Source organism: Sphingomonas abaci (genome assembly GCF_014199625.1).
GTDB lineage: Bacteria > Pseudomonadota > Alphaproteobacteria > Sphingomonadales > Sphingomonadaceae > Sphingomonas > Sphingomonas abaci.
The window spans coordinates 160,646-180,242 of the sequence record NZ_JACHNY010000006.1 but is presented as its reverse complement, the minus strand read 5'-3'; the positions used below and the strand labels follow the sequence as shown (position 1 = coordinate 180,242).

The following is a 19,597-nucleotide window of genomic DNA, read 5'->3' as shown; positions in this document are numbered from 1 at the left end:
TCCCCCTATGGCCGATGCAGCAACCTATGCCGCGATCGTCCCGCGCGTCGATCGGGACAGCTTCTCCATTTCCGACCTGTCGGAGGAGTTCGGGGTCACCGCCCGCGCCTTGCGCTTCTACGAGGACGAAGGGCTGATCGCACCCGAGCGGCGCGGCACCACCCGCATCTACACGCAGCGCGACCGGGCACGGCTCGCCTGGATCCTGCGGGGCAAGCGGGTCGGCTTTTCGCTGGGCGAAATCCGCGAGATGATCGACCTCTACGACATCGGCGACGGCCGCCGCATCCAGCGGCAGGTGACGATCGACCGGTGCGAGGCGCGGATCGCCGCGTTGGAAGCGCAGAAACGCGACATCGATGCCGCGATCGCCGAACTGATCCGCTTCGTCGCCGACGTGCGGGAAACGCATCGGCACGACCATGGGGCGGCCACGCACCAACATGATAACGACAAGGATTAGAGAGAGATGCCGAGCTATACGCCCCCCGTCCGCGATGTCCGCTTCGTGCTGGAGCAGGTCGTCGGCCTGTCCGCCCACGCGCAGGTCGAGGGCTTCGCCAATGCCACGCCCGACACGGTCGACGCCGTGCTGGAGGAAGGCGGCCGCTTCGTCGCGGAGGTGCTGTTCCCGCTCAACCAGGTCGGCGACCAGCATGGCTGCACCCGCGCCGAGGACGGGTCGGTGACGACGCCGCCAGGCTTCAAGGAGGCGTATCGCCAGTTCGTCGAATCGGGCTGGGGCACGCTCGCTGCGCCGGAGGCCTTTGGCGGACAGGGGATGCCGCATGTCGTCTCGACCGCGTTCCAGGAATTCATGATCTCCGCCAACATGGCCTTCGCCATGTATCCGGGGCTGGCGCACGGCGCGATCGCCGCGCTGGTCGCCAAGGGGAATCCGGAGCAGCAGGCCACCTATCTGCCTAAGATGGTGTCGGGCGAATGGGGCGGCACCATGAACCTGACCGAGCCGCAATGCGGGACCGACCTGGGCCTGATCCGCACCAAGGCGGAGCCGCAGGCGGATGGCAGCTACCGGATCACCGGCACCAAGATCTTCATCTCGGCCGGCGAGCACGACCTGACCGACAACATCATCCATCTGGTGCTGGCCAAGACGCCGGGCGCGCCGGACAGCTCCCGGGGCATCTCGCTGTTCGTGGTGCCCAAGGTGCTGGTCAACGCGGACGGCTCGCTGGGCGCGCGCAACGCCGTCACCTGTGGCTCGATCGAGCACAAGATGGGCATCCACGGCAACTCGACCTGCGTGCTCAATTACGACGGCGCGACCGGCTGGCTGGTCGGCGAGGAGATGAAGGGGCTGGCGGCGATGTTCATCATGATGAACGCGGCGCGCCTGGGCGTCGGCCTGCAGGGACTGGCGGTGGCGGAGACCGCCTATCAGAATGCGGTCCATTATGCCCGCGACCGGCGGCAGGGCCGCGCCCTGACCGGCCCTGCCGAGCCGGGCGAGAAGGCCGACACGCTGATGGTCCATCCCGATGTCCGCCGCATGCTGATGGAGGCCAAGGCCTGGACCGAGGGGCTCCGCGCGCTGTGCCTGTGGGGCGCGCTGCAGGTCGATCTGGAGCACAAGGCCGGCACCGAAGTGGAGCGGCAGATGGCCGGCGACCTGATCGGCCTGCTGACCCCGGTGATCAAGGGCGTCGGCACCGACAAGGGCTATGAGGTCGCGACCAACGCGCAGCAGGTCTATGGCGGTCACGGCTACATCCAGGAATGGGGGATGGAGCAATATGTCCGCGATGCCCGGATCGCGATGATCTACGAAGGCACCAACGGCGTGCAGGCGATGGACCTGGTCGGTCGCAAGCTGGCGCAGAATGGCGGCCGCGCGGTGCAGGCCTTCTTCCAGATCGTGACCGAGGAGCTGGCGCTCGCCAAGACGGTGCCGTCGACCGCCGATTTCGCCGCAAGGCTGGAGCGGGCGCTGGGCGACCTTCAGGCGGCGACTATGTGGTTCATGGCCAATGGCATGAAGAACCCGGACCATGTCGGCGCGGGCGCGGTCAGCTACATGCACCTGATGGGGCTGGTCGCGACCGGGCTGATGTGGCTGCGCATGGCCACTGCCGCGGCGCGGATGCAGGCGGCGGGCGAGGGCGACGCCGCCTTCCTCGACGCCAAGCTGGTGACCGCTCGCTTCTTCGCCGAGCGTATCCTGCCCGATGCCGGGGCGCTGCGCCGCAAGATCGAAGGCGGGGCTGATGCGGTGATGGCGCTGCCCGAGTCGATGTTCCTGGCGGCCTGAGCCTTTCGGGATCGTTGCAGAACGCCGTCCCATGTTCCCGGGCAGGCAGGAACATGATCGGCGCCACGTCAGGCTCCGTGATGCCGCAACGATCCCCTGCAGGAGGAGCTTAGAATTCCGTCCAGTCGCCGTCATCGCCGGCGGCGGGCGACAGGGCCGGGACGGCGGCGGCGGGCAGGGGGCGGACCGGCCGGTCGAAGTCGGCCGGCACCAGGGGCGGGCGGGCTGAGGGGCGGGACGTCGACCTGCCCATGGGCGCGCCGGTGTTGAACTGCGCCGCCTTGTCGGCGAGGCTGCCGACCTCGCTGGCCAGGTTGCGCGCGGCGGCCGAGGTCTCCTCGACCATCGCCGCATTTTGCTGCGTCGCGCGGTCCATGCTGCCGATTGCGGTCGTCACCTGGCTGATCGCGCTGGCCTGGGCCTGGTTGTCGGCGGCCATGGTCGCGAGCAGGTCGTGCACCTGCGCCACGTCGCCCGAGATGTTGGACAGCGCGCCATCGACCTTCTGCACCGCTCCGACCGCGGTGATGATGTCGCTTTGCGTCGCGGTCAGCTGCTCGCGCGCGCGCTTCGCCTCCTCCTCGGAGCGCATCGCCAGGGCCGAGACCAGGTCGGCGACCACCGCGAAGCCCCGACCCGCATCGCCGGCCCGGCCCGCTTCGACGGCAGCGTTCATGGCGAGGACGCGGGTCTGGAAGGCGATCTTGTCCAGTCCTTCGATCACCGAGTCGATGCCTTTCGCGCTTTCGGAAACGCGGCCCATCGCCTGCACCGCCTCGTCCGCCACGGCGCGGCCGCCATTGACGGTGGCGATCGCCTGATCGGCGCGGGTGACGGTGCGCGACGAGGCTTCGGCGGTCGCGCGGATGCGCTCGTCCATCCGGCTGATCGAGTTGGAGGTCTCCTCCAGCGAGGCGGCGTTGCTCTCGGTGCGGCGGGCTAGGTCCTCGGACGCCTGAGCGATTTCGTCCGAGCCGGTGCGGATCGCCATGGCGCTGTCCGACACCGAGCCGATCAGACCGCGCAGACGCGCCACCGCGTCGTTGTAATGCGCCTTCAGCGCCGCATAGGCGGGCGGGAAATGGGCGGTGATCGAGCTGGTGAGGTCACCGCGCGCGAGCTGCGAGAGGTTGGCGGAGATCGTGTCGACCACCTGTTTCTGTGCGGCGTCGTTCTCCGCCGCGGCCCGCTCGGCCTGCTGCTTGGCGAGACCGGCCTCGCGGAACACGACCAGCGCCCGTTGCAGGTCGCCGATCTCATCGGAACGATCCTCGGCGCGGCAATCCGCGTCGAAATCGCCCTGCGACAGCCGCTTGACTGTGCCAGTCAGGACCTGGACCGGGCGCGCGATCGCGATCGTCAGGATCCAGGCGAGGACCAGCGCGGCGATCACCGCCGTGCCGGCGCCGGTCCAAAGCGCCGCCTTCATCCGGAGCGTCGCTCCGGCGATATCGGTTGTCAATTCGTTGAGCCGCGCCTCCTGTCCCTGCACCAGCACCCGGACACGGGCGCGGACGGGCCCCAGCCGGTCCACGCCACCCAAGCGCTGAGCTTCGTATCGCGTTTGGGGATGCATCGTCATCGCCAGCAACGGTTCCGCGACCGTGCTGCGCCACTCGCGGATCGCCGTGCGCGTGTCGTCCAATCGCTGCTTGGTGACCGGCCGCACCGTGGTCGCAATCGCGCTGTCGATCAACGCATCCAGTGCGCGGCCATCGCGATCATAGCCGGCGCGGAAGCGAGGATCGTTGGCGAGTAGGGCGCCGCGCATATCGCTCGCCTGGATCAACAGGGCATTTTCGATCTTCAGCACCAGCGCCATCACCGCGAAGCCGCGCCCGCGCTGGCCGATGGCGGTCTGCACCGCACCGAAGTTCTGCAACACGAACAGCGCCTGCAAGGTCAGAATGACGATGAGGACGGCGAAGGCTGCGGACAGTTTCCGTGCGATGGGCCAATTACGAAAGGTCATATGAATGGGAATCCTCACCCCATGTGACCAAGTGCATATGGCACCTGGAACCACATCCCATTCTATGCGTTGTGGCGCGCCGACGGTCGGACTTCGTCGAATTAACGACGGTCCGTTCGTCGCGCGCGCTCGCGAAGACTAGGTGGTCGGGTCTCGATCAGCGGCGGCGGGCGTAGCCGTCGGCATCGGCACGGGCGGCCGTCGGCGAATACCGCCCAGTGCGTCCGGGCCACGCGGCGTGGACGGAAGCGTGCTGGCCGCCGGCAGCGCCGCGTTCACCGCCGCGCCCGGATCGCGCCGCATGCAGCCGCCGGGCCGGGTATGCGGGAACTGCGTGCAGTTCCACAAGGTCCGCTCCAGGCCGACCGGCCGATCGCGCAGATAGCTGAACGCCATCGCCGCCACCTGGCCGGGATTGGGATCACCGGACCGGGGCACCGACTTGGCATCGGTCCAGCCCAGATATTTGCAGCGCGGCCGGGTGCCGCAGGCCTTGAGCGCCAGGGCGGGATAGCCGTCCGCCGACAGGCCGGCGGGCAGCGCGACCATGATCGCCTGGGTGTCACCGACATCGGGATCGGTGACCAGCGTCGGCGCGGCCGGGTCCACCGAGGCGATCGCGGAGGCGGCCTCGCTGGTCGCGGCGGCGAGCTCGGCCAGCGCGCCGCCCAGCCGGTGCGCGTCGGACAGCACGGCGATCTTCGCGATCACCGGTTCCTCGGCCGAGACCTGGCGGTTGAAGGCCGCCGGCGTGCCCCACCAGCCGGCCCAGCGGAAGAACAGGTGGCTGTGCACGGCGGCGATCTTGTCCAGGCTGGATTGCCAATAGGGCACGACCCAGTCGGTATGATAATGGGTGGCATAGCCGACCGGACGATAGACCGCGCCGGCCAGCGCCGCCGTCGCGATCTTGCGCGCCGCGGTCCAGAGCGCGGGCGAGGGCGTCCAACGGGTCAGCGCACCGTCGCAGCTGAAGGTGAACTGGCAGCCGGTGGTGCGGTCCTGGCCCTCGAACACGACGCCGCAGACCGTCTTCGGAAAGGCGGGATGGCGGACGCGGTTGAGCACCACCTGCGCCACGGCGCGCTGCCCAGCCGGATCGTTCCCTGCCTCATAGACCAGGGCGGTGGCGAGGCAATCGGTGGCGCGGGCCAGATTGTCGGGCGTGTCGCGCAGGCGGAAAGGTCGCGCGGCGGGGTTCGGTCCCTTGGCGAAGGGCACGCCGGCGTTGAACGCGCGCGCGTCCTGCGGCGTCAGATCGACCAGCTCGACCGGCTCGACGTCCGGCACCACGGTCGGTGGCACGACCTTGCGCGGCGGCAGCCCTGCGCGCCGGGCGACGCGCGCAGGATTGGCGGTGATGGCCGGCGTCCACCGCACGAGCAGCGCGGGGACGACGACCGCCATCAGGGCGAGCAGGAGGAGCAGGCCCCGGAATACGGGTCCGGGGCGGGATGGCATGGTCACGCTTCGGGCAGGAAGTCCGGCACCGACAGGTAGCGCTCGCCCGTATCGTAGTTGAAGCCGAGCACGCGCACGCCGTCGGGCAGGTCGGGCAGCTTCTGGAGGATCGCGGCGAGCGTCGCGCCCGACGAGATGCCGACCAGCATCCCTTCCTCGCTGGCGGAGCGGCGCGCCATGTCCTTGGCGACGGCGGCGTCGACCGCGATCACGCCGTCCAGCACCTGGGTGTGGAGATTGGCGGGGATGAAGCCGGCGCCGATGCCCTGGATCGGGTGCGGCCCCGGCTGGCCGCCGGCGATGACGGGGGAGGCTTGGGGCTCGACCGCGTAGACCTTGAGGTCCGGCCATTCCTTCTTCAGCGCCTCGGCGACGCCGGTGATGTGGCCGCCGGTGCCGACGCCGGTGATGATCACGTCGATCGGCGTGTCGCGGAAGTCGTTCAGGATCTCCTGCGCGGTGGTGCGGACATGCACGTCGACATTGGCCGGGTTCTCGAACTGCTGCGGCATCCATGCGCCGGGCGTCTGCTCGACCAGCTCCAGGGCGCGTTCGATCGCGCCCTTCATGCCCTTCTCGCGCGGCGTCAGATCGAAGGTCGCGCCGTAGGCCAGCATCAGCCGGCGGCGTTCCAGCGACATGCTCTCCGGCATCACCAGCGTCAGCTTGTAGCCCTTGACCGCCGCGACCAGCGCCAGGCCGATGCCGGTGTTGCCGCTGGTCGGCTCGATGATCGTGCCGCCGGGTCGGAGCGCGCCAGAGGCTTCAGCCGCCTCGACCATGGCGAGGGCGATGCGGTCCTTGATCGAGCCGCCGGGGTTCGAGCGCTCCGACTTGATCCACACCTCGCTGTTCGGGAACAGCCGCTGGATGCGGACATGCGGCGTGCCGCCGATCGTCTCCAGGATCGTATTGGCCTTCATGGCTTGGCTTCTCCGTGCTCAGGTTCGGTTTCGAGGATCTCGGGCGGATCAAAGGTTCGCGCGCGGCGGAGTTCCGGGAACAGGCGCGACCAGAGCAGCGTCACGCCGATCGCGCCGACGCCGCCGAACACCACCGCGCCGACGGGTCCGAGCAGCGACGCCATCACGCCGCTCTCGAACTCGCCCAGTTCGTTGGAGGCGGAGATGGTGAGCTGCGACACCGCGCTCACCCGGCCGCGCATCGCATCGGGGGTGTGGAGCTGGATGAGCGACTGGCGCACATAGACCGAGACCATGTCCGCCCCGCCCGCGACGATCAAGGCCAGGAGGCTGAGCAGGAAGGCGGGGTGGATGAACACCGCCATCGTGCCGAGCCGCACCGTGCTGCTGCGTAGACCCAGCGCCCCGGTGATATGCGCGGCGATGCCGAAGGTCAGGATCGACAGGCCGAACACGACCACGGCGGCGAGCATCTTCACGCCGACATTGCGGCTCATCGGCCGGAACGAGAACCAGATCGCGGTGCTCGCCGCGCCGATGCCCATGCCCGCCGCCAGCACGCCCAGCCCCTGCGACCCGACGTGCAGGATGTCGCGCGCATAGACCGGCAGCAGCGAGGTCGCACCGGCCAGCAGCACCGCGAACAGATCGAGCGTGATCGCCGCCTGCACCAGCCGGTTGCGCCGGACATAGCGGAACCCCTCGGCGATGCGGGCGAGCGGCCGGTGATCGGCCTGCGCCGCCGGCTGCGGCACCGGACCGATCAGGAACATGAAGCCGAGCGCGACCACGAACAACAGGGTCGCGACGCCATAGGCCACCTCGGGGTGGATGGCATAGAGTAGCCCGCCGACGCTGGGGCCGGCAATCGTGCCGACTTGCCAGGCGATCGAGCTGACCGCGATCGCCGTCGGCAGGCTCTCGCGCGGAACCAGATTGGGCGCGAGCGCCGAATAGGCCGGCCCGGAAAAGGCGCGCGCGACCCCGAACGCCACCGCCGCCGCGAACAGCGCGCCGAGCGTCAGGTGCCCCGACCAGGTGAGCAGCCACAAGGCGCCCGCCGTCAGCACCAGGAGCGTGGTGGTGCCGCGCACGATCCAGCGCCGGTCGACGCTGTCGGCGACCAGGCCGGTGATCGGGGTCAGAAGGAACAGGGGCACGAACTGCGCAAAGCCGATCATGCCGAGCATGAACGCGGCCTGCCGCACGTCCATCGTCTCGCGCGCGAGATTATAGACCTGCCAGCCGATGACGATCGACATCGCCGAGACGGCGATCGTGCCGCTGAACCGCGACAGCCAGTAGCTGCGGAAGTTCGCGATGCGGAAGGGGTGGATATGGTCGGCCATTCGACCATGGCTTTAGGCGGGGGGCGGGGGCCAGGGCAATGGTGCTGGCCTTTGCGCCCTGAAAGGGGGGCTTGGCGGAAGGCGGACCGGATAACCCAGCGAAAGCCGTTGCATCGCATGATTGCCTCTTTCGCCGGACCCGGCCTATAGGCACCGCCAACTACCCTACGGAAACGAGGTCTTTTGACAGTGGCCAAAGCCCCCCGCGCCTTCGCCGATCCGCCGATTCCCAATCGCGAGCGTCCCGCCGAGCCGAAGCCGTTCGAAGCGACCAAGGAACAGCTGCTCGACTTCTACAAGCAGATGCTGCTGATCCGCCGGTTCGAGGAGAAGGCCGGGCAGCTCTACGGCCTGGGCCTGATCGGCGGTTTCTGCCACCTCTATATCGGTCAGGAAGCGGTCGCGGTCGGCCTGCAGTCGGCGCTCGACGGCGACAAGGATTCGGTCATCACCGGTTACCGCGACCATGGCCACATGCTTGCCTATGGCATCGATCCCAAGGTCATCATGGCCGAGCTGACGGGGCGTGCCGCCGGCATCTCCAAGGGCAAGGGCGGGTCGATGCACATGTTCTCGACCGAGCATAAATTCTTTGGCGGCCACGGCATCGTCGGCGCGCAGGTGTCGCTCGGCACCGGGCTCGCCTTCGGCCACAAGTACAGCAATGACGGCGGCGTCTGCCTGGCCTATTTCGGCGACGGCGCGGCCAATCAGGGCCAGGTGTACGAAAGCTTCAACATGGCGGAGCTGTGGAAGCTCCCGATCATCTTCGTGATCGAGAACAACCAGTACGCCATGGGCACCAGCGTCAACCGCGCCTCGTCGGAGGACCAGCTCTATCGCCGCGGCGAGAGCTTCCGCATCCCCGGCATCCAGGTGGACGGCATGGACGTGCTGGCCTGCCGCGGCGCCGCCGAGGAAGCGCTGGCCTGGGTCCGGGCGGGCAAGGGTCCGGTCATCCTGGAGATGAAGACCTATCGCTATCGCGGCCACTCCATGTCCGATCCTGCCAAGTATCGCAGCCGCGAGGAAGTGCAGAGCGTGCGCGACAAGTCGGACCCGATCGATCACGTCAAGAAGCTGCTGGAAGCGCAGGGCGTGACCGAGGCCGATCTGAAGGTGCTGGAGCAGGACATCCGCAAGACGGTGAACGCGGCCGCCGATTTCGCCGAGCAGACCCCCGAGCCGGATGCGGCCGAACTGTACACTGAAGTGCTGGTGGAGCGTTACTGAGATGGCGATCGAGATCAAGATGCCGGCCCTGTCCCCAACGATGGAGGAGGGCACGCTCGCCAAGTGGCTCGTCAAGGAAGGCGACAGCGTCAAGTCCGGCGACATCATGGCCGAGATCGAGACCGACAAGGCGACGATGGAGTTCGAGGCGGTCGACGAGGGCGTGATCGCCAAGATCCTGGTCGCCGAGGGCACGGATAACGTGAAGGTCGGCACCGCCATCGCCGTGCTGGCCGAAGAGGGCGAGGACGCCTCCGCGGTGACCGAGACGCGCAGCGGCGAAGACGCCAACGCGGCGCCGAAGAACCAGGCGACCGACACCGCCTCGCCGCCGATGCCGGAAGGCGCCGCCGCCGCCGAGCAGGAGAGCGGCACCCAGCAGCTCGTCGCCGCCGCCGAGGCGCACGCCCCCGCCACGCCGGAGATCCCGGAAGGCACCGAGATGGTCAAGCTCACCGTCCGCGAGGCGCTGCGCGACGCGATGGCCGAGGAGATGCGCGCCGACGACCGCGTCTTCGTGATGGGCGAGGAGGTCGCGCAGTACCAGGGCGCGTACAAGGTGACGCAGGGGCTGCTCGACGAGTTCGGCGACCGCCGCGTCATCGACACGCCGATCACCGAATATGGCTTCGCCGGCGTCGGCACCGGAGCCGCGATGGGCGGCCTGCGTCCGATCATCGAGTTCATGACGTTCAACTTCGCCATGCAGGCGATCGACCACATCATCAACTCGGCGGCCAAGACCAACTACATGTCGGGCGGCCAGATGCGCTGCCCGATCGTGTTCCGCGGGCCCAACGGCGCGGCCAGCCGCGTTGGCGCGCAGCATTCGCAGAATTACGGCCCCTGGTACGCCAGCGTGCCCGGCCTGATCGTGATCGCGCCCTATGACGCGGCCGACGCCAAGGGCCTGCTGAAGGCGGCGATCCGTTCGGAAGACCCGGTCGTCTTCCTCGAAAACGAGCTGATGTACGGCCGCTCGTTCGACGTGCCCAAGCTGGACGATTTCGTGCTGCCGATCGGCAAGGCCCGGATCATGCGCGAGGGCAAGGACGTGACGATCGTTTCCTATTCGATCGGCGTCGGCGTTGCGCTGGAAGCCGCCGAGACGCTGGCCGGCGAGGGCATCGACGCGGAGGTCATCGACCTGCGCACGCTGCGCCCGCTCGACACTGCGACGGTGCTGAAGTCGCTGGCCAAGACCAACCGCATGGTCGTGGTCGAGGAAGGCTGGCCGACCTGCTCGATCGCGTCGGAACTGACCGCGGTGGTAATGGAGCAGGGCTTCGACGACCTCGACGCGCCGGTGCTGCGCGTCGCCAACGAGGACGTGCCGCTGCCCTATGCCGCCAATCTCGAGAAGCTGGCGCTGATCGACTCGGCGAAGGTCGTGAAGACGGTCAAGAAGGTCTGCTACAAGGGCTGATCCTTCGACGCGCGCGGCACGACCGGTGGGTCGTGCCGCGCGTTTTATTTGGTTCACGCGGTGGCGCCAGTCGCGGGACGAACGCCGTACCCGTCCCAGACCTGTTCTCCGGCGAAGGCCGGGGCGCCGTTGGGGGACGGGGACGATAAATCGCCGGCACCGCCTTGCCCCGCCAACCGAGGTCGGGCTCCCGCTCAAGCGCCCAGAGGTGGGCTGAGCCGCCCTAGGCGGCGGACCGATCGAACCGGCATTATGACGTGATGCACGTCCCGGCTGCGGCACCCGTCCGCGCCGCCGCGAAACGGCGAGGAATCACTCCGTCTGCGGCGGCCGCTTCAACGCCTGCGCCAGCGATGCGGTCGCGCTGCCGCGCTTCGCCGGCTGCGGTTGCGAGGCATCGGGCGACCAGCCGGTCAGGAAGATCAGGTCGATCCGCTCGCGCGTGCGGCCATCCGGACCGCCGGCCTCGGCGAACGCGGCGGCGGCGGCGGCGAGCGCCGCGCGAGACAGGGAATGGCGTTCGCTCAGCACATTGGTGCCGGCCATGCCGCGCAGATCCTCCAGCAGTCGCCAGAGATCCGGATAGCCGATGTCGAGCGTCTCGATGTCCGCGACCGGCAGCGCGAAGCCGGCGCGGACCAGCAGGTCGCCGGCCGAGCGCACGTCGATCTGCGGATGCAGCCGCGCGACCGGTCGCTGCCGCTCGGCCGCCGCGAAGGCACGGCGCAGCGCGGGAAAGGAGGTGGCCCCGACGAATGCGGCCAGGAACAAGCCGTCCGGCCGCAGCGCGCGGCGGGCCAGCGTCAAGGCGCCCGGCAGGTCGCCGATCTGGTCGAGCACGCCCGCGCTCACCACCAGGTCGAAACTGCCATCGGCGAAGGGCAGGCGGTCCTCGTCGGCCTGCACGCCGCCGGCCCGCTCGGCGAAGCGGAAGCCGGCATCGACCCGCGCGACTCGCGCGCCCGGTGGCGGCTCGAACGCACCGTCGAAACAGCCGAGGTCGAGGATGTCGCTGAACCCGCGCTTCACCGCCAGCAACCGTTCGGCGATGCCGTCGAGCATGGCGGCGCGGAGGAAATCGTGCTCGGCGAAGCGGTTGGCGGCACGGTCGCGGCGATGGCGGCGGGCGGCGCGGTCGAAGATGTCGGGGGTATCCACGCCCGCGCTTGTGCCCCGTCGCGCCCGGCGCGACAAGCGCGCCATGCCGCTTCGTCCGATCGCGGGTGTTGTCCGCACGATCATCGCCCTGCTGCTGCCACCACGCTGCCCCGGCTGCGGCGAGCCGGTGGGCGCGGACCATCGCTTCTGCGCGACCTGCTGGACCGGACTGCGGTTCCTGGCGCCGCCCTGGTGCGCATGCTGCCATGCGCCGTTCGACTATGATCGCGGGGCGGGGGCGCGCTGCGCCGCCTGCCTGGCCCGGCCGCCGCGCCATGCCGGCATCCGCGCCGCGGTCGCCTATGGCCCGGTAGCGGGGGCGCTGGCGGTGCGGCTGAAACATGGCGGGCAGATCGCGCTGGCGGAGACGATGGCGCGGGCGATGGCGCGGCTGATGCCGGAGGGGGCCGACCTGCTGGTGCCGGTGCCGCTTCACCGCTGGCGCTTGTGGCGGCGCGGCTTTAACCAGTCGGCATTGATCGCGGCCGCGCTCGCCCGCCGGAGCGGCGTGCGGCATGATCCCTTCGTGCTGCGAAGGCTGCGCGCGACCCGGCTGCTGCGGGGGTTGGGCCGGCGCGCGCGGGCTCGGGCGGTGCGCGGCGTCTTCGCGGTTCGGCCGGCGGATCGCGACCGGGTGCGGGGCCGTGCGGTGGTGCTGGTCGACGACGTCCATACCACGGGGGCGACGGCGGATGGCTGCACCCGCGCGCTGCTGGCGGCGGGTGCTCGGTCGGTCACGATCCTGTGCTGGGCGCGCGTCGTGGCGAGCGACGATTGACAAGCGCCGGCGCCGCCCACACCTGAGGAGCATGGCCAAAGTTGAAATCTACACCAAGGCATTCTGCCCCTATTGCACCCGGGCGCTGAAGCTGCTCGCCTCCAAGGGCGTCGCGCCGGAGGAGTTCGATATCACCATGGGCGGTCCGCGCCGCGCGGAGATGTTGGAGCGGGCCAATGGCCGCACCACCGTGCCGCAGATCTTCATCGACGGTCGTCACGTCGGCGGGTCGGACGACCTGGCGGCGCTCGAGCGCGCCGGCAAGCTGGACCCGCTGCTCGCGGCGTGACGATCGCGCTGCTCCAGATGACGAGCGGGATCGAGCCCGCCGTCAATGCCGCCACGCTGACCAACGCGGTGGCGCAGGCCGCGGCGCGGGGCGCGACGATGCTGTTCACTCCGGAAATGTCCGGCCTGATCGATCGCGACGGAGAGCGCGCGGCGCGGGCGATCGTGGCGGAAGCGGACGATCCGGTGCTGGATGCCGTGCGTCATGCGGCGGCGCGGGCGGGTCTGTGGGTCCATCTCGGCTCGCTGGCGGTGCGGCGGCCCGATGGCCGGTTGGCCAATCGCGGGTTCGTGATCGACGGCGCAGGCGCGGTCCGGGCACGCTACGACAAGCTGCACCTGTTCGATGTCGACCTGCCGACGGGGGAGAGCTGGCGCGAGTCGGCGAGCTATGCGCCTGGTGATATGGCGATGGTGGTCGATACGCCGGTCGGGCGACTGGGGCTCGCGATCTGCTACGACTTGCGTTTTCCGGACCTGTTCCGCGCGCTGACCGATGCGGGTGCGACCGTGCTGGCGGTGCCGGCCGCCTTCACCCTGCCGACCGGGGCGGCGCATTGGTCGCTGCTGCTGCGGGCGCGGGCGGTCGAGGCCGGGGCCTGGGTGGTGGCGGCGGCGCAGACCGGGCAGCATGCGGATGGCCGCACCACCTATGGCCATTCGATGGTCGTCGATCCCTGGGGTGAGGCGGTGCTGGACATGGGCGAGGCGGCGGGCCTGGCGGTCGCCACGATCGATCCGGCGCGGACGATGGAGGTGCGCCAGCGCCTGCCGGTGCTGGATCATCGTCGGCCCATCCCGCCGGTCGGAATCGCCGGCGCGTGATCGTCTTTGACCTGCGTTGTCCCGATGGCCATGTGTTCGAGGCCTGGTTCGGCTCCAGCCGCGCCTATGACGAACAGCGTGCGGCCGGGCAGCTCGTCTGTCCGATGTGCGGCGCGACCGCGATTGAGAAGGCGGTGATGGCCCCGGCGGTCGCAGCCAAGGGCAACCGCGCCGATCCGCCGCCGGCCGCCGCGATGAAGCAGGCGATGGCGGCCTTGGCGGCGGCCCAGGCCAAGGCGCTGGAATCCTCCGAATGGGTCGGCGGCGCATTCGCCGCGCGCGCCCGCGCCATGCATATGGGCGAGGCGCCGACCACCGCCATCCATGGGCAGGCAAGCATCGCCGAGGCCAAGGCGCTGGTGGCTGAAGGCGTGCCGGTCGCGCCGCTGCCGCTGCCCGTCGTGCCGCCGAAGCAGCTTAACTGATCCAGGTTGCGATCGCTCCGGATCGGATATGATTGAGGGGTGAACCGCTCCGTGATGGAGGTTTAGGCGACCCCGCATCGGTGCAGGACGGGATAGGGAGATCGCCCGTTCCCTGCGAGCTCCCGCGATGTCCCACCGGTTCGCCGGCCTCCGCCTCCATCTTTCCCGGTCGCTCGCGCCAGCGATGGCGGTCCGGGACGACGAAGCGCAGGAGGTGCTGGTCGCGTTGCTGGCGATCGTCGATCCCGACCGGGCGCCGCGTTGGGCTGGGTCGATCCTCGACCATCATGCCAGCCTGAACGCGGCGCTGGTCGCGCGCGAGGCGACGTTGCTGCCGCTGGTCGATGGCGAAGCCAAAGCGGTGGCGATGCTAGCGGCGCACCGCCGGGCGGCGCTGTTCCTGCTGCGGGAGAAGGTGGCGGCGGGCCCGATCGTCGCGACGCGGCACGAGCTGATCGATTATTGCCGCCAGCTCATGGCGCACGAACGCGACGAGCAGGTGCGCGTCTTCTTCCTGAACGGGCGGCGCGAGCTGCTCGCCGAGGAGGTGATCGCGCGGGGCGGGCCGGAGGGGGTGACCGTCCGGCCGCGCCAGATCCTCGCGCGGGCGCTCGAGATCGGCGCCTGCGGGATGGTGCTGGTGCATAACCATCCGAGCGGCGATCCGGCGCCGAGCGACCTCGACCGGCGCTTCACCCGCAAGCTGGCGGTGGCGGCGGAGACGCTGGGCCTGCGCCTGCACGATCACCTGATCGTCGCGCGCGGCGGCCAGCATTGCATCGCGATCGACTGAGCGGGATCAGCGTTTCCGTCGGCAGGCGTCCGAGCAATATTGCACCTGGTCCCAGTCGCGCGCCCATTTCTTGCGCCAGGTGAAGGGGCGGCCGCAGGCGACGCAAATCTTGGTCGGCAGGTCGCGCTTGTCGACGCCATTGGGCATCAGCGCGGCTCGCGGTCGAGGAACACGGCCACCTCGTCCAGATCGACCGAGCGGTCGAGATAGGTCCGGCCGATCCCGCGCGCGAGCAGGAAGGGCAGGGTGCCCGCCGCCATCTTCTTGTCGTGGCGCATATGGTCGACCAGCCGCGCGCCGCTGGCGGAGATGCCCGCCGCCGCCAGCCCGTCGGGCAGACCGACCGCCCGGAAATGCGCCGAGACCCGCTCGGCATCCGCTGGCGGGCAGAGGCCGCGCGCAACCGAGAAGCGGAAGGCGAGCGCGATGCCCGCCGCCACCGCCTCGCCATGGATCAGGCTGCCGTCGAACCCGGCCTCCGCTTCCAGCGCATGGCCGAACGTGTGGCCCAGGTTGAGGAGGGCGCGGGTGCCGTTGGTCTCGTGCTCGTCGGCGGCGACGATCCGCGCCTTGGCGGCGACCGAATGAGCGATGGCCTGTTCGCGCGCCGCCGCGTCGCCGGCGAGCAGGCCTGCGCCGTTCGCCTCGCACCAGCCAAAGAAGTCGGCATCGTCGATCAGGCCGTATTTCACCACCTCGGCATAGCCGGCCGCCAGCTCGCGCGGCGGCAGCGTATCGAGCACCGCCGGGTCGATCAGCACCATGGCGGGCTGGTGGAACGCGCCGATCAGGTTCTTGCCCGCCGCCGTGTTGATCGCGGTCTTGCCGCCGACCGAGCTGTCGACCTGGGCGAGCAGCGTCGTGGGGATCTGCACGAACGGACAGCCGCGCTTCAGGATCGCGCAGGCGAAGCCGATCAGGTCGCCCATCACGCCGCCGCCCAGCGCCAGCACATGGTCGCTGCGCTCGATCCCGCGCGCCATCAGCCAGTCGCACACCTGCGCCAGCACCGCCCAGCTCTTGCTCGCCTCGCCCGGCGGCAGGACCAGCGCCTCGCTGGCGATGCCCGCCGCGTCCAGCGACCCCTGCAACTTCGCCAGATGCGACCGAAGGTGCGAATCGGTGACGATGGCCATCGGGCGACCCCGCGCCAGCGGCCGCAACGCCTCGGCCGCACGATCGATCAGCCCCGCCTCGATCAGGATCGGGTAGCGGCGGTCGCCCAGTTCGACGGAAATCGTCCTCATCGGCCGATCGCCTTCAGGATGGCGTTGACGGTCACTTCGTGCGGACCTTTCTGGCTGGAGACATGGATATGCGCCTGGGCATAGATCGGGTCGCGCACCGCGGCGAGATCGCTCAGCACCTGCCGCGCGTCTTTGCCGCGCAGCAGCGGCCGGGTGTCGCGACGCTTGACGCGTTCGACCAGCACGTCCGGATGCGCGCTCAGCCAGATGGCGGTCGCCTGGTCCAGGATCAGCTTGCGCGTCGCCGGGTCGATGAAGGCGCCGCCGCCGGTCGCGATGACCTTGGGCGTGCCGTCCATGAGGCGGCCGATCACGCGGCGTTCGCCGGCACGGAAATAGGGTTCGCCGAATCGGGCGAAAATCTCAGTGATGGTCATGCCGGCCGCGTCCTCGATGGCGTTATCGGCATCGACGAAGGGCAGCTTCAACCGCGTCGCCAGACGGCGACCAACGGTGGATTTGCCGACACCCATCAACCCGACGAGCACGAGCGGCCGGCCGGTCCAGGGGGAGTGGCTTTGCAACATCGCGAGCGGGGCTATACAGCCGCAATCGCGCGGCGCAAAAGCGCTGTGACCCCGCGTATCCGTTTTCCAAGGTTTGCCTATGTCCCGCCTTCTCGTCTCGCTCCTGGTGATCCTGGTCGTGGTCGGGGGTGGCATGATGCTGCTCGCCGGCCGCGCCAAGGATCGCCCGACCACGCAGATCGAGCAGCAGGTCTCGCTTGCGAATCTCCAGTAAGGTCGCCGCCGCCGGGTTCGGCGCGGTCACGCTCGCTGCGATGGCGGTGGCGCAGGACCGGCCCGAATCGATTCTGCCGCCCGGCTTCGGCGAGCCCGCGGCCCGGCCCGCCGCCCGGCCCAGCGCGACGCCGACTGCCGCCGCCGCCCGGCCCGGCGCGGCCCCGACGCCGCCGGCGCAGCGCGGCGCGGTCCTGCCCGGTGATCCGGCCGGGGCGGTGGTGCAGCCGCTGGCGGCCCCGACATCCGGCCCGTCGCCAGGCCCGACCCCCGGCGCGACGCCGTCGCCGATCGATCCGCGCCTGCTCGCCCGCTACGAGATGCCCGTCTATGCCCGGCGTTCAATCGCGAGCGTCGGCCTGTCGCGGGACATGCCGGCCGATGCGTTCGGCGCGGCCGATGGCGGCTTCATCGAGACGTTGATGCGACGGACGCCCGCGCCGCTGCCGTCACGCTGGCTGTCGATGCTGTTGCGGCGGACGCTGGCGGCCGAACTCGACACGCCGGCCGGGCTGAACGGCGCGGACTATGCGGCCGAGCGCGCCTGGCTGCTGCTCCGCATGGGCGAATCGGTGGTGGCGCGCGGGGTGGTCGAGCGCGTCGACAATCGCGACTATACGCCCAAGCTCTACCAGGTCGCGATGAACGCGATGCTGGCGACCGGCGATCCGGGCGGACTCTGCCCGCTGGCGGAGGCCGGCCTGCGCGCCACCGGCGAGGTGGGCTGGGTCTTCGCCCAGCCGATCTGCGCCGGGCTGACCGGACAGGGCGAGGCGGCGCGGGCGCAGTTCCAGGCGGCGCGGCGTCGCCGGCTGGCCGGCGGCATCGACGTGCTGCTGGCCGAAAAGGCGATGGGCGCCGGCGGACAGGGCCGCCGTGCGGTGACGATCGAATGGGACGGCGTCGACCGGCTGACGCCGTGGCGTTTCGGCCTGGCCAATGCGACCGGCGTGGCGATCCCCGAGACGATGTTCGCGACGACCGGCGCGCAGGTCCGCTACTGGCAAGCGCTGTCGCCGATGCTGTCGCCCGCCGCCCGCCTGCCGCTCGTGGAGGCGGCGGCGGCGCAGGGGGTGATGTCCAGCGCGGCGCTGGTCGATCTTTACGGCATGGTCGCGGCCGACGATGACGCGCCCTCGGCGGCGGCGGCGGCGGCGCAGGACCTGGGCACCGCCTATGCCGGCCGCACCGCCGATGCGCGGCTGGGCGCGCTTCGCGACCTGTGGGGCGCGGATCCTGGCTATGGCCGGCTGGTGCTGACCGCCCATGCCGCCGCGCGCCAGCCGGTGCGCGCCGATCTGGCGGAGGCCGACCGGATCGTCGCCGCGCTGCTGTCGGCCGGGCATGACCGCACGGCGGCGCGCTGGGCCCAGGCGGTGAAGACCGGGGGCGACGGCTGGGCGATGATCGCGCTGACCGACCCCGACTCGACGACCCGCTTCGGCGAGGGCGATGTGCAGGGCTATGCCGGCAGCGGCGATGCCGCGCGCAAGCGGCAATTGTTCCTGGCGGGGCTGGCCGGGCTCGGCCGGATCGCGCCCGACCAGGCGCAGCGCGCCGCCGAGTCGCTCGGCGTGCCGCTGGGCGCGGTGACAAACTGGACGCGTGCGCTCGACCGGGCGGTGCGCGCCGACGAGCCGGGCACGGTGGTGCTGCTGTCGGCGGTGGGGATGAACGCGGCCGATTGGCGCGCCGTGTCGCCGGTCACGCTCTATCGGATCGTGGCGGCCCTGCGCGGCGTCGGGCTGGATGGCGAGGCGCGGATGATCGCGGCCGAGGCGCTGGCGCGGGGCTGATCCCGATGCTCGACCTCGCCGATCGCGGACTGATCGACCGATTCCTGGAGATGCTGGCCGCCGAATCGGGCGCCGCCGCCAATACGCTCGCCGCGTATCGCAGCGACCTGACGCTCGCTTCGGCAGTGCTCGGCGGGCGGCTGGCCATGGCCGATGCGGAGGCCTTGACGACGCTGGCGCGGGACTGGCGGGCGCTGTCGCGGTCGACCGTGGCGCGCAAATCGGCGGCGCTTCGGCGCTTCTTCGCCTTCCTGCACGAGGAGGGGCACCGCGCGGACGATGCCGGCGCGGCGCTGCCCCGGCCCGGCGCCGCGCGCGGCCTGCCCCGCACGCTCAGCCATGGCGATATCGATCGGCTGTTCGCTACGATCGCGGATCGCCTTGCCGACCCCCGTCCCGCCGACCGGCGATTGGCGGCGCTGTTCGAGCTGCTCTACGGGTCCGGCCTGCGCGCGACCGAACTCGTGTCGCTGCCGCTGGCGGCGGTGCGCCCAGACCGCCCTTATCTGTTCGTGAAGGGCAAAGGCGACAAGGAACGGCTGGTGCCGCTGTCCGACCGCGCGCGCGCGGCGGTGGCGGCGTGGCGCGCGCATGTGCCGGACGACCAACCATTCCTCTTCCCCTCCGGCCGTGGCCATCTGTCGCGCGTCCGCCTCTACCAACTGGTGCGCGAACTGGCGGCGGAGGCGGGGATCGCGCCCGACCGGATCAGCCCGCACGTGCTGCGCCACGCCTTCGCCACCCATCTGCTGGCGGGGGGCGCGGACCTGCGCGCGCTCCAGACGATGCTGGGCCATGCCGACATCGCCACCACCGAAATCTACACGCATGTCGAGACCGCACGGCTGGTCGAACTGGTCCAGTCGAACCATCCGCTCGTTGACCTCGACACGACCCGGTCCTAACCGCCG

Annotated in this window: 20 protein-coding genes; 12 read left to right on the top strand and 8 right to left on the bottom strand. The window is 70.3% G+C overall.

Translation table 11 applies throughout. The features are described 5' to 3' along the window. Nucleotides 1-7 precede the first annotated feature (7 nt). Entirely contained in the window at nucleotides 8-463 is a 456-nt protein-coding gene (locus GGQ96_RS14745) for a MerR family transcriptional regulator (RefSeq protein ID WP_184116101.1), read from the top strand. Nucleotides 464-469: 6 nt separating this feature from the next. After that, the gene (locus tag GGQ96_RS14740; RefSeq protein WP_184116100.1) at nucleotides 470-2,272 is read left to right on the top strand and encodes an acyl-CoA dehydrogenase C-terminal domain-containing protein; all 1,803 of its coding nucleotides are present in this window, start codon (nucleotides 470-472) and stop codon (nucleotides 2,270-2,272) included. Nucleotides 2,273-2,381: 109 nt separating this feature from the next. Here the strand turns inward: GGQ96_RS14740 and GGQ96_RS14735 are convergent, their stop codons facing one another. The 4 genes from GGQ96_RS14735 to GGQ96_RS14720 all read right to left on the bottom strand — a co-directional run bounded on the left by GGQ96_RS14735 (nucleotide 2,382) and on the right by GGQ96_RS14720 (nucleotide 7,977). Then, nucleotides 2,382-4,244 carry a methyl-accepting chemotaxis protein gene (locus tag GGQ96_RS14735; RefSeq protein WP_184116099.1) on the bottom strand — a complete coding sequence of 621 codons (1,863 nt, stop codon included), beginning with the start codon at nucleotides 4,242-4,244 and terminating at the stop codon, nucleotides 2,382-2,384. A gap of 138 nt (nucleotides 4,245-4,382) precedes the next feature. Beyond that, a complete protein-coding gene (locus GGQ96_RS14730) occupies nucleotides 4,383-5,705 on the bottom strand; it encodes a cell wall hydrolase (RefSeq protein WP_184116098.1) in 1,323 nt (440 codons plus the stop codon). Between the two features lie 2 nt (nucleotides 5,706-5,707). Then, complete coding sequence (cysK, locus tag GGQ96_RS14725) at nucleotides 5,708-6,628, bottom strand: cysteine synthase A (RefSeq protein WP_184116097.1); 921 nt, start codon at nucleotides 6,626-6,628, stop codon at nucleotides 5,708-5,710. Continuing rightward, nucleotides 6,625-7,977, bottom strand: coding sequence for an MFS transporter (locus GGQ96_RS14720; RefSeq protein ID WP_184116095.1), 1,353 nt, complete (start codon nucleotides 7,975-7,977; stop codon nucleotides 6,625-6,627). The genes cysK and GGQ96_RS14720 overlap by 4 nt, the downstream gene beginning before the upstream one ends. 189 nt (nucleotides 7,978-8,166) lie before the next feature. Here GGQ96_RS14720 and pdhA point away from each other — a divergent pair, with 189 nt between their 5' ends. Continuing rightward, nucleotides 8,167-9,210: a pyruvate dehydrogenase (acetyl-transferring) E1 component subunit alpha gene (gene pdhA / locus GGQ96_RS14715; protein WP_184116093.1), complete on the top strand. Its 1,044-nt coding sequence runs from the start codon at nucleotides 8,167-8,169 to the stop codon at nucleotides 9,208-9,210. A gap of 1 nt (nucleotide 9,211) precedes the next feature. Beyond that, nucleotides 9,212-10,636, top strand: a complete 1,425-nt coding sequence (locus GGQ96_RS14710; RefSeq protein ID WP_184116091.1) for a pyruvate dehydrogenase complex E1 component subunit beta — start codon at nucleotides 9,212-9,214, stop codon at nucleotides 10,634-10,636. Nucleotides 10,637-10,948: 312 nt separating this feature from the next. On the opposite strand, the gene GGQ96_RS14705 is transcribed toward GGQ96_RS14710, so the two are convergent. Continuing rightward, nucleotides 10,949-11,839, bottom strand: coding sequence for a class I SAM-dependent methyltransferase (locus GGQ96_RS14705; protein WP_184116089.1), 891 nt, complete (start codon nucleotides 11,837-11,839; stop codon nucleotides 10,949-10,951). Between GGQ96_RS14705 and GGQ96_RS14700 the strand changes: the two genes are divergently transcribed. The 5 genes from GGQ96_RS14700 to GGQ96_RS14680 all read left to right on the top strand — a co-directional run bounded on the left by GGQ96_RS14700 (nucleotide 11,838) and on the right by GGQ96_RS14680 (nucleotide 14,903). After that, complete coding sequence (locus tag GGQ96_RS14700; protein WP_184116087.1) at nucleotides 11,838-12,572, top strand: double zinc ribbon domain-containing protein; 735 nt, start codon at nucleotides 11,838-11,840, stop codon at nucleotides 12,570-12,572. The two genes, GGQ96_RS14705 and GGQ96_RS14700, sit on opposite strands and share 2 nt — an antisense overlap. A 31-nt stretch (nucleotides 12,573-12,603) precedes the next feature. Then, the gene (gene grxC / locus GGQ96_RS14695) at nucleotides 12,604-12,861 is read left to right on the top strand and encodes a glutaredoxin 3 (RefSeq protein WP_184116085.1); all 258 of its coding nucleotides are present in this window, start codon (nucleotides 12,604-12,606) and stop codon (nucleotides 12,859-12,861) included. Then, the gene (locus GGQ96_RS14690) at nucleotides 12,858-13,685 is read left to right on the top strand and encodes a nitrilase-related carbon-nitrogen hydrolase (RefSeq protein WP_184116083.1); all 828 of its coding nucleotides are present in this window, start codon (nucleotides 12,858-12,860) and stop codon (nucleotides 13,683-13,685) included. Before grxC ends, GGQ96_RS14690 begins: the two co-directional genes overlap by 4 nt. Then, nucleotides 13,682-14,110 (top strand): DUF1178 family protein, encoded by a 429-nt coding sequence (locus GGQ96_RS14685; RefSeq protein ID WP_184116081.1) that lies wholly within the window; start codon nucleotides 13,682-13,684, stop codon nucleotides 14,108-14,110. The genes GGQ96_RS14690 and GGQ96_RS14685 overlap by 4 nt, the downstream gene beginning before the upstream one ends. Before the next feature lie 184 nt (nucleotides 14,111-14,294). Then, on the top strand, nucleotides 14,295-14,903 hold the full coding sequence (locus GGQ96_RS14680; protein WP_184116079.1) for a JAB domain-containing protein: 609 nt from the start codon (nucleotides 14,295-14,297) through the stop codon (nucleotides 14,901-14,903). A 6-nt stretch (nucleotides 14,904-14,909) separates the two neighbouring features. Here GGQ96_RS14680 and GGQ96_RS14675 read toward each other — a convergent pair whose 3' ends face one another. From GGQ96_RS14675 to GGQ96_RS14665, 3 genes are read right to left on the bottom strand one after another with little or no spacing between them, the layout of a single operon-like run. After that, nucleotides 14,910-15,050, bottom strand: a complete 141-nt coding sequence (locus GGQ96_RS14675; RefSeq protein ID WP_184116077.1) for a DUF2256 domain-containing protein — start codon at nucleotides 15,048-15,050, stop codon at nucleotides 14,910-14,912. Next, nucleotides 15,050-16,150: a 3-dehydroquinate synthase gene (aroB, locus tag GGQ96_RS14670; protein WP_184116075.1), complete on the bottom strand. Its 1,101-nt coding sequence runs from the start codon at nucleotides 16,148-16,150 to the stop codon at nucleotides 15,050-15,052. Before aroB ends, GGQ96_RS14675 begins: the two co-directional genes overlap by 1 nt. Beyond that, a complete protein-coding gene (locus GGQ96_RS14665) occupies nucleotides 16,147-16,677 on the bottom strand; it encodes a shikimate kinase (RefSeq protein ID WP_184116073.1) in 531 nt (176 codons plus the stop codon). The genes aroB and GGQ96_RS14665 overlap by 4 nt, the downstream gene beginning before the upstream one ends. A 79-nt stretch (nucleotides 16,678-16,756) precedes the next feature. Between GGQ96_RS14665 and GGQ96_RS21695 the strand changes: the two genes are divergently transcribed. Genes GGQ96_RS21695 through GGQ96_RS14655 form a run of 3 tightly spaced genes read left to right on the top strand, consistent with a single transcriptional unit; the run spans nucleotide 16,757 to nucleotide 19,591 of the window. Further along, the gene (locus GGQ96_RS21695; RefSeq protein ID WP_277600170.1) at nucleotides 16,757-16,891 is read left to right on the top strand and encodes a hypothetical protein; all 135 of its coding nucleotides are present in this window, start codon (nucleotides 16,757-16,759) and stop codon (nucleotides 16,889-16,891) included. Next, nucleotides 16,875-18,686, top strand: a complete 1,812-nt coding sequence (locus tag GGQ96_RS14660) for a hypothetical protein (RefSeq protein WP_184116070.1) — start codon at nucleotides 16,875-16,877, stop codon at nucleotides 18,684-18,686. Before GGQ96_RS21695 ends, GGQ96_RS14660 begins: the two co-directional genes overlap by 17 nt. A 5-nt stretch (nucleotides 18,687-18,691) precedes the next feature. Then, on the top strand, nucleotides 18,692-19,591 hold the full coding sequence (locus tag GGQ96_RS14655) for a tyrosine-type recombinase/integrase (protein WP_184116068.1): 900 nt from the start codon (nucleotides 18,692-18,694) through the stop codon (nucleotides 19,589-19,591). Nucleotides 19,592-19,597 lie beyond the last annotated feature (6 nt).